We start from the raw sequence: 14,019 nt of genomic DNA on the forward strand, positions 1-14,019 counted from the left end.
AGTCGTAGTCGTCGGCATGCTCACGGACCAATCGGACCGCCTTGGCCTTGGTGTTCTCGTCGTACTTGCTTGGCATCGTGCCATCCTTCCCAAGAAAGGAAGTGCGCACGAAACCCGGGACGATTCATCTGAGACCACGCCGCGCCCGCTGGGGGCGGACCGGAATAGGTGCAGGGTTGGGCAACCCGAACGCCCACGCACCGCATTGTTTGATTTGAGGTATATGCGACTTCCGAGCGGGTCGGGTGAGGCCGAGGAACGGTCTCAGCTCAGCTCCAAAGCAATCGGGCTATTCCTTCGCTTCCCCGTCGGTCGGCAATACCACGATCCGGCGGGCCGACTTGGTAACGGGCGGTTTGCCGTCGCCAGTCTTGACGGGGATACTAGGCGGAGCCGTCAAGCGGCCCTTGACCGGCTGGCCGTTGGGCACACCCGGAGCGGTTATCCGCTTCTCGACCGGCTTGTCCTTGCTCCCCCCTTCACCGCCATGGCCCATCGCGCCGGGCGGAACCATCGGCATCCCGGTCCCACCCATCGACGCCGGTGTGGGCGACGTACCGCCGGTAGGCGTTCCCGTCACCGACTTGGTTGGCGCCCCAGCAGGAGTAGTCGGTGGTGACGACGTCGGCACCGGCGGCGGTCCCAGATAACCCGTCGGGGTTGTGCCGCTACCGCCCCCGCCACCGATGCCCCCGGCGCCACTGCCGCCGCCGAGCCCGGATTCTTCGCCGACGCTGTCCACGAGCCGCGCCCCGTCCGCAGCCTCCAGCCCCTGCGCGCCATGGGCTTGCTGAAACGCACTCATCAGCGGCTGCATTGCGCCCTGGCCGGCCTGCATCGCCTGCTGTGGAAGCTGAGTGAGTGGCCCCAAGAAGCCGCCAACCGCCCCGCCAACGGCACCGGTAATGCCGGACACCACTTGTTGGATCATCTGGGTAGCCCCCTGGGCGCCCGCCTGCGCGCCGACGCCTTGGAACTGCTGTGCTGCATCAGCCTCGTTAGCCGGGAACTTCCGCGCGGCATCGGCCGCGTGCGCCCGACGATCCAGATCTTCCTGACTGCTAGACGCGACGTCGCCGGGAACGCCGAGATTCCCGGAGGCACCCAATGCTGATTGAGCCTGGTCTGCGGGGGCAGGTCCTGGTGGTGGAACGGTATTCGGCTCGACCGGCGGCGATAACGGTCCATAAAGCGCTTGCAATAAGGTTTCGGGCGTCACCTTGATCGGGACTCCGCTGGAGTTGGGCGGAATAGCCGGAACTCCCGGAACCGGGAACGGGAACGGATCTCCGGTCATGTCTTCACCTCAACCTAATCTGGGCAGACCTGAGGCCGCTCCTTGGTTGTTGCCTTCCACCCGCCGCTGGGTGCGTCATCATGATTTTGTCACAGCACAACTTGACAGGTATTCACCCTGAGGGACCGGCGGGCCTATGCCACAGTATCCAGCACGGATCCGTTACCGCGGTCCGAAGCTGACAGTCCTGCAACGTCGCCCGGTGCTGGAACCCACTGCCGGGAATCACCAAAAACTCCTTACCCAGCAAACCCTCCCGAGCCCTCGCGTCGAGCGACTACGGCAAACCACGCAATGTGATAGTTCGCGAGATACCGATGCTCGTCGATCAGCGCATCGATTGCCGCCATGAGCATCCAATCGCCAAGAGCCGATAGCTCGTGGTCAGGGTACGCGTGGAGCACCGACTCCTGGATCGCGGTCAGCCGCTCCCGCAGCAATTGGGTTTCGCTTTCCAGGACGCCGGTTTTGCGCACTGCCGGCGCTGCGATGGCTTGCGCTATCCGCGGGAGGCCGTCGCGACGACGCACGGCCTCGACGAGGGTCGGTCCGAGTTCGTCGACTTGAGGCGCGGCGGAGCGAGCTGCGCGATCGCCGCTTAGCAGAGGCGCATCGGGACCCGGCGCGCCAATGTAGGCGTTCGGCTCGTGCGCAGCCGCGGCGACGACGGCTCCAAGCAAGTCGACCACGCTGACATCGCGACGTCGTGCGGTTGGCTCGAGCAGAGTCACGTTGGCAGGCAGTCGAATGTGCGGCGGAATCCACCCCCCTGCAAGATCTGTGACCAGCAAGGTGGTGGTGCCATCCTCACGCAGTCCGGCCGCCCAGGACAGTCGCGGCTCCTGACGAGCCACCGCATCAACGAGGCGCTCCAGCCGTTGTTGCTCGGCCGTCCTAGCAGACACCGCACCGGCGGCCGCCCCGGATGTGGCCGACGCTGCCGACGCTGCGGCCATCGTCGTTCCGCTTGTGCCAACCTGCCCACCCGTGGTGGTGCCTGCCGCTGTGCGCTCGACCGGAGAAACCAGCGGGCCCCCTGCTGATGGTGACGACGACGCCGACGATGCCACCGGCGCACCGGAAACCGGCGCTGCCACAGCCGATGGAGTGGGCCCGGCAGCGACGACGGGTGAGCGCAGGTCAGAGCCGTAAGCGGGCAGCGGTCCAGCAGGGACCGCCGGGCCAACCGCAGGCGTCACTGGCGCGGACATCGGCGCACCCGTTACCACCGTTGGTGTTACCGCCGCCGTGCCGGTGTCGCCGGCTGCCATCACCGGGGTGCTCGACGCGGTCGCTGACGTGTCGACCGGAGGGTGGATTGCTGCTGATTCGATACCGGCGGCAGCGATAGTCGGTGCAGCCACCGGCGGCGGTGTAGGTAAGGGAGAAGCCGTCTGCGGTGCTGGTGTTGCCCCCGATTCCATCGCATGCATGGCGCCAGCCGACAACGACTGCGCACCCGCAGCCGGTTGCCCTGTCATCATCCCGGTGGCAAACGATTGCCCAAGCGAGGTAGGTGAAATGCCTTGTCCCGTAGCCGCTGGTGGGAATGAACCGCCGGGTAGGCCGGGGGCTGCTGGTATGCCGGGGGGCATCCCTGGTGTGGTTACCGGTGGTGGGCTTATTGGTAGCGGTCTTTGGCTGCCGCTCCAACTCGAGCCGCCCGTAGCTGGAGGAACGACCTGTGAGCTAGCCGACTGAACACCACTGCCGGTAAAGCTGCCGCCCCCCGTCATTGCAGGCGTTATCGGCTCGGTTGTGCCATGAAGACTTCCGGAACCACCACTGGCGCGGGCGCCTGGGCCAGTCGGCGCAACATCCAGATCGTCTTTACTGACCGGGCGCGGTGCTACAGCATCGTCCAGGTTAAAGCCGTTTGCACGTGCCCACTCTCGAGCATCGACGCCGACACCTTCGGCATTGAGTACTTTCTCCGTGGCTGCGATGATCTTGTCGACGGCTGCACAGGATGCGTTCGCCGCGTCAGCATTGCAGCGAGTTTGGATTACCTGTATCTCCGCTAGCTGCTCGGCAAGCGGTTTCTTTGACGTGAGAACGTCATCTATTTCCTTATTGCCTCCATCCGCGATGCCCGTCAATCTGGTCCGCAGATAATCGATCGCATCGCCACCCGCATCAAAGGCTTCCGCTTTAGCCTTATACTTTTCAGCTCTGTCAAGTTCTGATTGCTCGCCCTCAAAATACCGGGCGATCAGATCTTCGGCCGTTTTGCCTTCGTTACATGACAGGAACTCCCGCTGCTTCCGCAGACTCTGGGCGAGCTCTTGTTTTTGCATCATCCAGGTACCCCAGTGACGGGCTCCCGCGCGCAGAGCAGTCGACGGAGCCGGCCACCACGGCCCGATAAGTGCAACTGTCCATTTACCAGCCGGGAGGTCACCTGCCACCATCCGCGCACACCTCTTTCATCGTGGCTTCCTTTGCATTGACGTCACCGAGGGCGGTCCGATACTCGATTTCGGTGAAAGCGTCGCTACTACTCTTCGCCGTGAGGGTGCGGTATGCCGTCGCCAGCGCGCGTGCAGCATCACGGTGTTTGGTATCGAGTGCTGGATTAGCGTCTGCGACGTCAAGCATCGCAGCAGCATTGGTGAGTGCGATTCGGGCTAATGCCGGGTTATTGCCATTTGTATCAACCCCGACTGCGCGGGCCGCCAGCTTGTATGTGTCGCATAGTTCCTGTTGGGCCGCGACTGTTTCCGCAGCACTATAGGTCGGCATCGCTGGCGTTGCCTTTGCGCCCGAAGCGGTGGACCGTGTGAGGGCCACAACAAGAGCTGCGGCGGCCAGCAGCGCGGCGATCACAGCGGTAACGAGGATGGGCCAGGTGCGGGGGCGCGGCGTCGGCCACGAAGAAGGCGGGGTCACATGGCAGATCGTATCGCTCGGGAACGCCCATTGGGCGTACGCGACAGACCCGTATGGATTCAACATCGTAGGAGGGCCGTGATTGCGCTGCTTTGGCTGGCAGCGCCGCGATCAAAGAGATAACGCGAACGGCCAGATGCGGGGGCGCGGTATCGGCTACGTTGATGGAACGCGGCAGATCGTATCGCTCGACACGGCCATTGGCTGTACGCGTCATACTCATATGGATTTAACTTCGTAGGCAAAGAGTTCACCGTCTTGCACGGTGAGTTGGTGACCATTCTTACGCGACATTCCGGAAGTCCGGGTCCACCCGCTGTGCCATCGACGCGCAGCCAGTTCACCATCGTTGACCCGGCACGTGCTACAAAGTAAGCACAGAGTTTGGCGCAACAGATAAATTCCGTGGATGCGAAATCGAAACATTCATTGATCAGTAGCCCCCGCGAACTCACATCATAGCTTGGCTCTGCACACGCACGACCCAACCATGTGACAAGCACGACACACCGAAAAGGTCTGCGGATAGCGACTCTGCCGCATCCTACGAAGTCGCTTCCAATTTGATCGCCGCCATTACCGTGCCCTCAAATCACGCCACCGCTTTCTCAGTTAGAGGCTGCTTACTATTAAGTGCGATGCTTAACTTCCGCCCGTGCGCCGGTGTCCCGATACTCACTCTCAGTGCCAATGTCAGCTAGTCACCAATTACGTTAATCGTAAACCAGGCAGGTGGAACTCCCTGGCGCAGTACAGCATCAAGCTCCTCAAAGCTCAAGACGATGGCGTGTGACGCAGCAATTGCGTCATGTTCGCTCATCCATCCTCTATCAGTGGCCTCCTGATCGACGGTTATGGATACACGGCCCGGATGATTTATTGGATCAGGCTTAGATAAAGATACCCTGGGATGCAAGCCCTGCTTATACCAGCGAAAACCTGGTGAATCCTCGTAATAGCCTGGCCGTGCAGCCTGGCTAATCAAAAAAAGCATATACTTTTCGGCATCCTCGAAACGCCTGAACATCATGTACCTACGCCGTGAGCCCCTTGACATCCCGTCGATATAGTTAAGATTATCTTCAAATACCAAATAATATGAAAGTTCCAGATCGTCAAAAAACCGCAATTCGCGATCATTAATCATTACTGGCGGCCTGCCGCCCCAGAATACTTCCTCCTGAGTCTCTCGGCCACGCGGCTCGCGTTCGTTCTTACCTGGGTAACTACCCAGCTTTCGGAGGTATACCTCCTGCCAGGAATACCACGACTTAACAATCCGATGTACCGGCGGAGCGAACATGCTTAGGTCAACCTGATAATTGGGCATCATGAACTCCTAGGGTTCGCTCTTAGTCCCTCGTCAAGAACCCTCTGTCAATGAGGTCCTGGACCTTGGGCCAGTCATCCGGTGGGGCCATAATTTTGTACTGGGGTCCGCCTCCCGGGTGTCCAAACCATGGTGCAGCGAGGGATTCCTCGAGTTTCCATCCAGGCGGCAATCCGGCTTTGACATTTACCGTATAGGCAAAGTACGGCTTGTCTAAATTAGTGTGGGGAAGTGATCGAGCTTCATAGGGAGTCCCTACCGGGGCAAGCCATTCCCCGCCAGGATAACCGATGCGATCAACTTTTGTTCCGTCCAGTGCCCAGATCGCTGCCTCGGTCATATCATGCGCCGTACCTGGAATCGCGTAGGGCTTGGCGGGATCATCCTTATCAGGATATATCAAATTGCCATTCTCGTCCTCAAATTGTGTCCGATATTCTATTTCGTCGAGCTCACCAAAAGGTTTCGCATCTGGAAAAACGTCCCTGCCAGTGGGCGGCTCATGGTGACCACCGATGTCATAGCCGTCATGGCTAGCTGAGCCGCAATCGTCCGATGAATGCGCTTCATGCGGATCCTGGCTGCCGCCTGCTTCATGAGGCGAGTCGTCGGGACCTGGCGCTCGTTCATTTGGATGGGCGCCCGGGGGTTTACCATGGACCGCGCCGCTGTGGGCTGGTACTTCGTGCGGGGGGTCGGTTGAAAGCGCGGAATGCGGCGCCGCTTGGGCTGCTTCCGGTGGATGTGCGGCTACTGGCGGCTGCGCCGATAGAGTCAGTTTGGGGGAATTGCCACCGGACGCTGGTGCCTGAGCAGGGACGGAGCCACCTTGTTCCGATTGGCTTGCCGGTAGTTTCTCGCCTGACGCGGCGGAAACGGATCCCCCGGGCGTACCCACCGAATCCGGTTGTGCCCCAGTGGGTTTGACCGACCCACCGGTGACTGGTTTGTTCTCGACTGGTGTCTTGGATTCAGTGGGGCTCTTCGGTAGCGGATTATCTCCCGCTCCAGGTTTGGACTGCGGCCCAGGCGTCGGGCTGCCAGATCGGGGCTGTTGGTCCGTCGGCGGCTGCGGCTGGTCAGGCGGTTCAGCCTTAGGGCCAGTGCTTGCGGGCGGCTTGGGAGGACTCGAGTCACCTGGGTCGCGGGTCCCGAACAACCTCTCCCTGAATGCTTTTAGTTTATCGGCCGCCTCGCGGGCCTGTTCCAACCTGGCGGCCGGCCCCTCGGGAAAGAAGTTCGTCGCCACGTCGGCTTCCATTTTTCCGTAGGCCTCGCCAGGGCTTCTTGCCCAATCGTCCCAGTGAACGGTGTCTTTCAAGACCTCCTTCCACGACTGAAACACCGATGGCGCGTGGTCGCCGCCGAGGCCAACCAGCGGCGCCATACCCAGGGCCATCCCGCCCACATCACGGCCATAGCCAACCGGGTCGAGCAGAGCGCGAATCTGGTTATAGTTCCAGGCCGTTTCGCCCAATCCCCAGACGATTTCGCCCATGCCTTTGAACCGCTGCCCGGTGAAATTGATTAACCAACCCACCGGGTTGCCTTGCAGGAACTGCTGCCATTCCTTGGCAGCGAGCCGGCCCATGTTGGTGATCGTCGTATGGGCCTGCGCAACCGCCTCACTGATCTGGTTGCCGAGCGCATCAACTTCGCCGGTGAAATTATCGACCACCGTGGCGATGTCATGGGCGATGCGGGCGATCTCGTCTTCGTCCTCGTCGGTGAGAAACTCCCAGACTTCTTTGATTCCTGTCAGCGGATCGCAGATGCGCGACAGCAAATCCAGGATCGCCGCATGCACCGCGTCGATCTTGGCCGCATATTTGTCCAGCCCGGTTGCGATGGTCTGACACTGCCCCACTATGGCGGTCGCGCTGGAGTAGGCATCGGAAAACGCGCCCTCAATGAGCCCTGCTTCCGGGAGTTGCTGAGCGCGAATGGCATTCATCGGCCCGGCGGTCGCGTGGATTTCAGCCACCGCGAACTGGGTGCCGGCGTTACGCCAGGCCGCCGCCGCCGCACGCAGCTTCCCTGAATCCCCATTGGGCCAGATCATCCCGATGTAGGGAGCTACCCAGCCCCACCCCGCCGGGGCGTTATCACCATTACCAATCGCCGACGGCGCCGAACTCGCGGCCGCGCAACTCGTCGGCTGCGGCACCGGCAGTGGCGCGGCGCGGCCGGCGACATCGGACATGGCCTCGGCCACCGAGTAGTTGTGCGCGGTCATGCGCACGCCATCGCCGAGGTTGCACAACCCATTGCGTGTTACGGCCATCGCCTGCAACACGGTGGCCGCCGTCTCGTCATAAGCACGTCCGAACTGCTCGCCGGCCGGATCATCCCCGGCCATCCCGGCGGATCCCGCCAGCGCACCGGTCAGCGTCGAAGTCACCGACCCTAGATTCTCACCGGCGGCCACCACCGCCGCACCGGCGCCATCAAGGGCCGGCGGATCCACCGCCAGCGTGGTCATCAGCTCACGACCACATACGGCTATTCGTCGACATGGCACCCGAGTAATTGGCGTGCGCGCCCTGTCCCGCGGTACGCAATTGAGCCAATGCCTGGCGCATCATCGCCTCACCAAGAGCCCAATGCCGGTGCGCCTCAGCATGAGCCGCCGCGCCCTGCCCCGTCCACGTCACGTGCAAGCGGGTCACCAACGAGTCGATTTCGGCGAGCATGCTTTCGGTGTGACGCCCGAACTCGGCCATCCGCTGCACCGCCTCGGACAGCGCCGCCGGATCGACCCGAAACGGCTCAGCCACCACCGACCTCACGCATCGCTTGGGCGGACGCAGCCTCATTTTGCTGATACCCCGCGCCCGCCTCGGCTACCGCCTGCGCCAAGATCGCCAACCCCAATTGCACCTCACCAGCACCGCGATTCCACAACTCCCATGCCGAGCCATACGAGTTCCCCGACGCGCCGCGCCACCCGCCCAACAACTCGCCAACCTCAGAATCAAGCTCGGCCAGCTGCGTTGCAAAATGCTCAGCCGCACCACGCAACGACTCGGCGAACCCCTGCATCACCACGGGTTCTACCCGCAACGTGTCATCAGCGCCCATGGCGGCAACTTAACAACATCGGCACGTCGCCACAATTCAGCCAGCGCCCTACCACTCACGAAGTGACTTACGACACCAGAGGTGACGATGGCGCACTGCAAGGCCTACAACAAATTGCGGCTCGCTCCCCTTTTCACCACTGAGCGGGCGCTTCGTAGGTGAGAGCGCTGCCATCTCGCGGTACCCTCACTGGCACATTCCCCGCCAAGGCAGCGGAAATATCTCCATGTACGACGAACGCGACCGCGTCGTACGGGCAATACCATGCGCCGTTTGTCTCCACGATCGCTGAATCAATGATCATGAGCTCACGCAGTCGCTCTTTCTCAGCCAATTTGTCAATCGCCTCAACAGCACGCATTCGAGCCTTTTCCAGGTCTATTTCAGTCACCGATACCTCATGAATCCAGTGTTCATCGCCGACGGCATCAGGGCTGCTGAATTTCCTTACTGATATCGACCGGCAAGATGGAGTGGTCCTTACGGTGGTCGAAGGTGTCGCGGCACTCGCCGTCCAGTTTGACGCCGACATGACTGTTAAATCCTTCCCCATGGAGCGCGGGCGGTACCACCGTCACGATGGCGTTGACGTCCTTCTTCCGCAGCGTCGGCGAATGGGATATGAAATCGGAGTCGGTGCTCCACCCGTCGGCGACCAACGTTGAGATCACCGTCTTAGGATCGGCCGGTCCATCGTGCGAGACACCGGGCATCCAAAACGACAAGTCCACCACCCCACGAAACGGTGGCTCTCCCTGGTCATTACATGATTCGTAACTGAATGTCGCTTCAGTCACCTCGGCATGAAGGGAGTTGACGATGTCGCGGACCGCATCGACAACCTGGGCGCGTGCCTGCTGAGGCGAAATCGGGTGCCGCACGACCTCAGCACATCCGCCGAGCACAAGGCCGATTCCGATCGCCGCAACGGCAATCCGGACTGGCAGGGTCCACACCCGTCCACTTCCTTTCAAGATTTTTCGAAATCGCGAAACGGCACGCATTCAGCCCGTCGGTCCGCTATGGCGGTGCCCGGTGGTCGCCGATCGCAGCGCTTCGGGGTCGAACCACTCCCCCATCCCGTATTCACCGCGATGATGTGCGGTCATCCCATCGTGCTGTAGCGCATCGCCGTGACCGGAGACCACGTCAGAGATGCTGAACAGCGATTCCGACCCGTCATCAAAGTAGTGCGAATGGTCATAGACCGGATTGCCGGTATACGCCGGGACTTCGGCTTTGAACCGGGTGGCCCCGAAACCGTCGACGGCGGGATCGTCTCCAAGCCCACCTAGCGTCGGACCGATGAGGCCGGGTCCGGTCACATGACCAGGCGACCGGGTCACCGCATCCCCCGAAGCCGCCCCGACATAAAGATGCCCACCCGGAGATAGATGAAAATCGGCCGCCGAATGCGCCAGGTCGCTTCCCGGCGAGCCGACTAGCACCACATCGTCGGCATGCATTCCGTAGGCCGCCGCAGCATCCGAGACCGTAGTGGACCCGTAGGAGTGTCCGACCACCGCCATGTGTGACGGCACGTCGTCGTGGTGGGTGACCGCCAGGGCGTTCACATCGGCGGCCAGCGCCTGCCCTCCGGTACCGGCCATGTTCGGCTCGTACAAACCCGGGTCTGTCACGGTGTTGGGCGCGTCATAGCCCACCCACATCACCACCGCGGTTCGCTTTCCCCAGTCGGCTCGGCTGGACTCCTGGTACAGGCGCACCCCGTCGGGGTTGGAAAGCGTTCCCTCGCGAACCCCGGTACCCAGTCCCTTGACCAGTACTGCAGTGTGAGCCGCGGTGTCGGGGTTACCCATGGCGATCGCGGCAGCCCCCTCGCCGCCGAAGGCATCGGGTTGATACTTCAACAGAAATACTTCGGGATGATTGTTCCGTTCATCCTTCGCCTTGGCAGACGCGTTCAGCCCCTCCTGAGTACGGCAGGCGTTGTTATAGCGGGTAATTGCTGCCGCGGACAGCCCATACTTGCCCGGATCGGCGACCACCTCGTTGACCGAAACACCGTATTTGTCGGCAACGTCCGCCACGCGATGAAGATCGTCGTCCATGACTGCCTTGTTAATCGGACTGCGGACGTCGACCGGAATTCCGTTGAGGTTCCCCAGCTCTGGCGGATGGTCAGCGATCAGTTGTCGTTGCTGTTCAGGGCTCAGCGATTTCCACCACTTGTTGACCGCCTCAGCGCTAGTTCCCGGTGGCGGAATCTGAATCGGCTCTTCAGGTTTCGGTGGTGATTGTGGAGCGTCGAGAGCCTGGATACCTGCCGGGTCATACCCATCACTTCGCAATGTGTTCAGCGACTTCTGCAGGGTGTCCGAGTAGCCGTTGCGGATCGATTGCAGTTGTCCCAGGGCGCTTTTGGTGTCGGCGATTGCCTGATCCTCAAGGGCAGAGCTAAGTGTCTCGAGTGCCTCCCTATCGGCATTGGTGAGGTGGATATCCTTCTCGAGTTCGACCGCTTGGCCGATCTGGTTGTCGAGCTGTTGCAGCCGGCCCTCCAGCGTCGCGATCTGTCCACTGGCCGACCGCTGCGCCTCGGCCAACGCCGCCGCAATGGTCTCCAGATCGACCCCGATCTTCGGCAACTGCAAGGACTGCGCGCCCAACGACTGAGTCACGCGCTGCACTTCGGCCGAGTCGTTGATCGGATGATCACCGTTTTCCCGATTCCACGCCACCTCAAATCGGCGCCGCGCCTCGTCGAAGGCCGCACTGGATTCGGCGGTACACCGGCCCGCATCATGAAAGGCCTGCGCCAAATCGGAAATCTGTGCGGGGCGCCCACTTTGGAGGCTGGAGTTGATCGCCCACGGATCACCACCGGCCTCGCCGATCAACAGCGGAACGCTTATGTAGCGGAGCTGCATCGCACCGCCCGCAGCTGCGCGGCGTTGCGCTCATCCATTCCGGTGAACCCCGCCGCGGCTCGACGCGCATTGCCGCCGACCGTGGTGAGCACCTCTTGATGTGCCTGCAACGTTTTCATCTGCTGAGCATGCGCCGAGGTGACCGCGCCATGAAATGCCTCGGCTGCGGCAAACTCCCCGAACATCCCCGACACCAGTGGTCCGCGCGATAGACGGCCGGCTCCGTCCTGGGCATGGTCACCCGCACGGTGAGAATCGTTGGCCCCCAAGTGCAGCGATCCAGTGTCAACGAACATCGCCACCTCTTTTCGGAGAGCATTGATCCCGGCTTGGCTCAGCAGTTGCGGGCCAGGCTAACGGCAGTGCGTGTGCCGGTCAATTCACAATCGACTGGCGCCGTCGGCGGCGCCATCCCCATCGGTGTCACGCAGCCGTACATTCCAATGCCCGTCCCCGTCGGTGTCGACATACGCGGTCACACCCTCGTCCCCGGCACACAGCACCCGGTCGGCCAGCCCGTCGCCGTCGGCGTCGATCAACCTGTCGTCCGCATGGCCGTACCCGTCGAAGTCGACCAGCGGACCGCCGGTGTGCTCGACGCCATCCAGCCCGAACCAGCGCACTTGTCCGCCCCGGTCGACCGCGACCGCCCACGTCCCCGACCCGTCATCGGTGAAATAGCTCTCCGGGAACCCGTCATTGTCGACGTCGAGTACGGCATGGTCGGCCAGCCCGTCACCGTCGAAATCGGTCAGCGCATCGTCGCGCATCCCGTCGCCATCCAAGTCCAGCCCGATCGCATCGAGCCGGCCGTCACCGTCGAGGTCGAGGTCGGGTGCACGGTTCCAGATAGCCGCGGATCCGCTGTCCCCGCCCATGCAATATTCCACAACCGATCTGACGCAACACCCAAGCTAGGGGTTCCCCCGAGTTTTCCACCAGGCCAACAGTTCGGCGGTGGCTTCCTCGGTGCTCAGCGGCCCGCGGTCCAGCCGCAGCTCCTTCAAGTACCTCCACGCCTCGCCGACCTGCGGGCCCGCCGGAATACCCAGCAGCTCCATGATCTGGTTGCCGTCCAAGTCGGGACGCACCCGGGCCAAATCCTCTTGGGCGGCCAATTCGGCGATCCGCTCCTCCAGCCGGTCGTAACTGGCCTGCAGCCGGGCCGCCCGGCGCTGGTTGCGGGTCGTGCAATCGGCACGCACCAACTTGTGCAGCCGCGACAGCAACGGCCCGGCGTCGGTGACATAGCGGCGCACCGCGGAATCGGTCCACTTGCCGTCGCCGTAGCCGTGAAACCGCAAGTGTAGGTACACCAGCTGCGCGACGTCGTCGATCATCTGTTTGGAGTATTTGAGCGCGCGCATCCGCTTGCGGACCATCTTGGCGCCGACCACCTCATGGTGGTGGAAGCTCACCCCGCCGTTGGCCTCGTGCCGGCGGGTCGCGGGCTTGCCGATGTCATGCAGCAGCGCCGCCCAGCGCAGCACCAGGTCCGGGCCCTCATCTTCCAGCGCGATCGCCTGCCGCAACACGGTCAGCGAATGCTGGTAGACGTCCTTGTGCTGGTGGTGTTCGTCGATCGCCATCCGCATGCCGCCGACCTCGGGCAGCACCACCTCACCCATGCCGCTCTGCACCATCAGGTCGATGCCCGCGACCGGATCGTCACCGAGCAGCAGCTTGTCCAGTTCGGCGGCCACCCGCTCGGCGCTGATCCGGCCCAGCTGCGGGGCCATCTCCTCGATCGCCCTCCGCACCCGCGGCGCAACGGTGAAGCCCAGTTGGGAGACGAACCGCGCGGCGCGCAACATCCGCAACGGGTCGTCGCCGAAGGACTCCGACGGTGGTGCCGGAGTGTCGAGCACCTTGTCCCGCAACGACGCCAAACCGCCCAGCGGATCAAGAAATTCGCCCGGACCGTTCGGCGTGACGCGCACCGCCATCGCGTTCACGGTGAAGTCGCGGCGCACCAGATCGTCGTGCAGGCGGTCGCCGAAAGACACCTCGGGATGCCGCGACACCTGGTCGTAGCTGTCGGCGCGAAACGTGGTGATCTCCAGCCGATAGGCGTCCTTGCCGACGCCGATGGTGCCGAAGTCGATACCGGTGTCCCATACCGCATCGGCCCAGGACCGCACGAGCTTCTGCACCTGCTCGGGGCGGGCGTCGGTGGTGAAATCCAGATCGGGGCTCAACCGGCCCAGCAGCGCATCGCGCACCGAACCGCCGACCAGATACAACTCGTGACCCGCTTCGGCGAATGCCGACCCCAGTTCGCGAAGCACGGCGGCATGCCGATTGAGGGCGACCGCGGCCGCGGTCAGCAGGTGGGCGTCCTGGACGGTGTCGGGCACGTTCGATCAGCCTAATGGGAATCGATCGGGGTGGCATTGACAGGTAGCTGACGGGTATTTGCCGGCTCGCCGAGAGGCTGATCAACCGAGCCGGGGTTCAGTCGGATGGCCGCAGCGCAGTCGCTCGAAGGTGGGCACATCGCATGTCCACCAACCCAGAGACTCCTGTGACGC

Annotated in this window: 13 protein-coding genes; all 13 read right to left on the reverse strand. The window is 62.6% G+C overall.

Annotated elements, in window-relative coordinates:
- Window positions 1–289: 289 nt before the first annotated feature.
- The 13 genes from EET03_RS27210 to EET03_RS27280 all read right to left on the reverse strand — a co-directional run bounded on the left by EET03_RS27210 (window position 290) and on the right by EET03_RS27280 (window position 13,845).
- Window positions 290–1,297, reverse strand: a complete 1,008-nt coding sequence (locus tag EET03_RS27210) for a hypothetical protein (RefSeq protein ID WP_099193857.1) — start codon at window positions 1,295–1,297, stop codon at window positions 290–292.
- Window positions 1,298–1,536: 239 nt separating this feature from the next.
- Entirely contained in the window at window positions 1,537–3,597 is a 2,061-nt protein-coding gene (locus EET03_RS30520) for a DUF5631 domain-containing protein (RefSeq protein ID WP_244232568.1), read from the reverse strand.
- A 97-nt stretch (window positions 3,598–3,694) separates the two neighbouring features.
- Entirely contained in the window at window positions 3,695–4,252 is a 558-nt protein-coding gene (locus EET03_RS27235; protein ID WP_082274618.1) for a hypothetical protein, read from the reverse strand.
- Window positions 4,253–4,883: 631 nt separating this feature from the next.
- Window positions 4,884–5,516, reverse strand: coding sequence for a hypothetical protein (locus EET03_RS29930; protein WP_136625768.1), 633 nt, complete (start codon window positions 5,514–5,516; stop codon window positions 4,884–4,886).
- 22 nt (window positions 5,517–5,538) lie between these two features.
- Window positions 5,539–7,998, reverse strand: coding sequence for a glycohydrolase toxin TNT-related protein (locus EET03_RS27240; RefSeq protein ID WP_075542612.1), 2,460 nt, complete (start codon window positions 7,996–7,998; stop codon window positions 5,539–5,541).
- A 4-nt stretch (window positions 7,999–8,002) separates the two neighbouring features.
- Window positions 8,003–8,293: a WXG100 family type VII secretion target gene (locus tag EET03_RS27245; protein ID WP_063470843.1), complete on the reverse strand. Its 291-nt coding sequence runs from the start codon at window positions 8,291–8,293 to the stop codon at window positions 8,003–8,005.
- A complete protein-coding gene (locus EET03_RS27250) occupies window positions 8,286–8,597 on the reverse strand; it encodes a WXG100 family type VII secretion target (RefSeq protein WP_063470842.1) in 312 nt (103 codons plus the stop codon). Before EET03_RS27250 ends, EET03_RS27245 begins: the two co-directional genes overlap by 8 nt.
- Window positions 8,598–8,730: 133 nt before the next feature.
- Window positions 8,731–8,988 carry a YrhB domain-containing protein gene (locus EET03_RS30525; protein ID WP_167470712.1) on the reverse strand — a complete coding sequence of 86 codons (258 nt, stop codon included), beginning with the start codon at window positions 8,986–8,988 and terminating at the stop codon, window positions 8,731–8,733.
- 37 nt (window positions 8,989–9,025) lie between these two features.
- Window positions 9,026–9,601 carry a hypothetical protein gene (locus EET03_RS27260; RefSeq protein ID WP_244232569.1) on the reverse strand — a complete coding sequence of 192 codons (576 nt, stop codon included), beginning with the start codon at window positions 9,599–9,601 and terminating at the stop codon, window positions 9,026–9,028.
- Window positions 9,602–11,488 carry a putative alpha/beta hydrolase gene (locus EET03_RS27265; protein WP_075542611.1) on the reverse strand — a complete coding sequence of 629 codons (1,887 nt, stop codon included), beginning with the start codon at window positions 11,486–11,488 and terminating at the stop codon, window positions 9,602–9,604. It abuts the gene before it with no gap.
- The gene (locus EET03_RS27270; protein WP_075542617.1) at window positions 11,470–11,784 is read right to left on the reverse strand and encodes a DUF2563 family protein; all 315 of its coding nucleotides are present in this window, start codon (window positions 11,782–11,784) and stop codon (window positions 11,470–11,472) included. The genes EET03_RS27265 and EET03_RS27270 overlap by 19 nt, the downstream gene beginning before the upstream one ends.
- Window positions 11,785–11,868: 84 nt before the next feature.
- A complete protein-coding gene (locus EET03_RS27275) occupies window positions 11,869–12,378 on the reverse strand; it encodes a pullulanase (RefSeq protein ID WP_099193861.1) in 510 nt (169 codons plus the stop codon).
- A 24-nt stretch (window positions 12,379–12,402) separates the two neighbouring features.
- Window positions 12,403–13,845, reverse strand: coding sequence for a CCA tRNA nucleotidyltransferase (locus EET03_RS27280; protein WP_075542609.1), 1,443 nt, complete (start codon window positions 13,843–13,845; stop codon window positions 12,403–12,405).
- Window positions 13,846–14,019: the final 174 nt, after the last annotated feature.

Origin of the sequence: Mycobacterium innocens, assembly GCF_900566055.1 — a bacterium.
Classification (GTDB): Bacteria; Actinomycetota; Actinomycetes; order Mycobacteriales; family Mycobacteriaceae; genus Mycobacterium; species Mycobacterium innocens.

Coding starts and splice junctions, on each gene's coding strand:
- EET03_RS27210 (WP_099193857.1), bottom strand. CDS start 1,297: ATGACCGGAGATCCGTTCCCGTTCCCGGTTCCGGGAGTTCCGGCTATT.
- EET03_RS30520 (WP_244232568.1), bottom strand. CDS start 3,597: ATGATGCAAAAACAAGAGCTCGCCCAGAGTCTGCGGAAGCAGCGGGAG.
- EET03_RS27235 (WP_082274618.1), bottom strand. CDS start 4,252: ATGTTGAATCCATACGGGTCTGTCGCGTACGCCCAATGGGCGTTCCCG.
- EET03_RS29930 (WP_136625768.1), bottom strand. CDS start 5,516: ATGCCCAATTATCAGGTTGACCTAAGCATGTTCGCTCCGCCGGTACAT.
- EET03_RS27240 (WP_075542612.1), bottom strand. CDS start 7,998: ATGACCACGCTGGCGGTGGATCCGCCGGCCCTTGATGGCGCCGGTGCG.
- EET03_RS27250 (WP_063470842.1), bottom strand. CDS start 8,597: ATGGGCGCTGATGACACGTTGCGGGTAGAACCCGTGGTGATGCAGGGG.
- EET03_RS27260 (WP_244232569.1), bottom strand. CDS start 9,601: ATGCGTGCCGTTTCGCGATTTCGAAAAATCTTGAAAGGAAGTGGACGG.
- EET03_RS27265 (WP_075542611.1), bottom strand. CDS start 11,488: ATGCAGCTCCGCTACATAAGCGTTCCGCTGTTGATCGGCGAGGCCGGT.
- EET03_RS27270 (WP_075542617.1), bottom strand. CDS start 11,784: ATGTTCGTTGACACTGGATCGCTGCACTTGGGGGCCAACGATTCTCAC.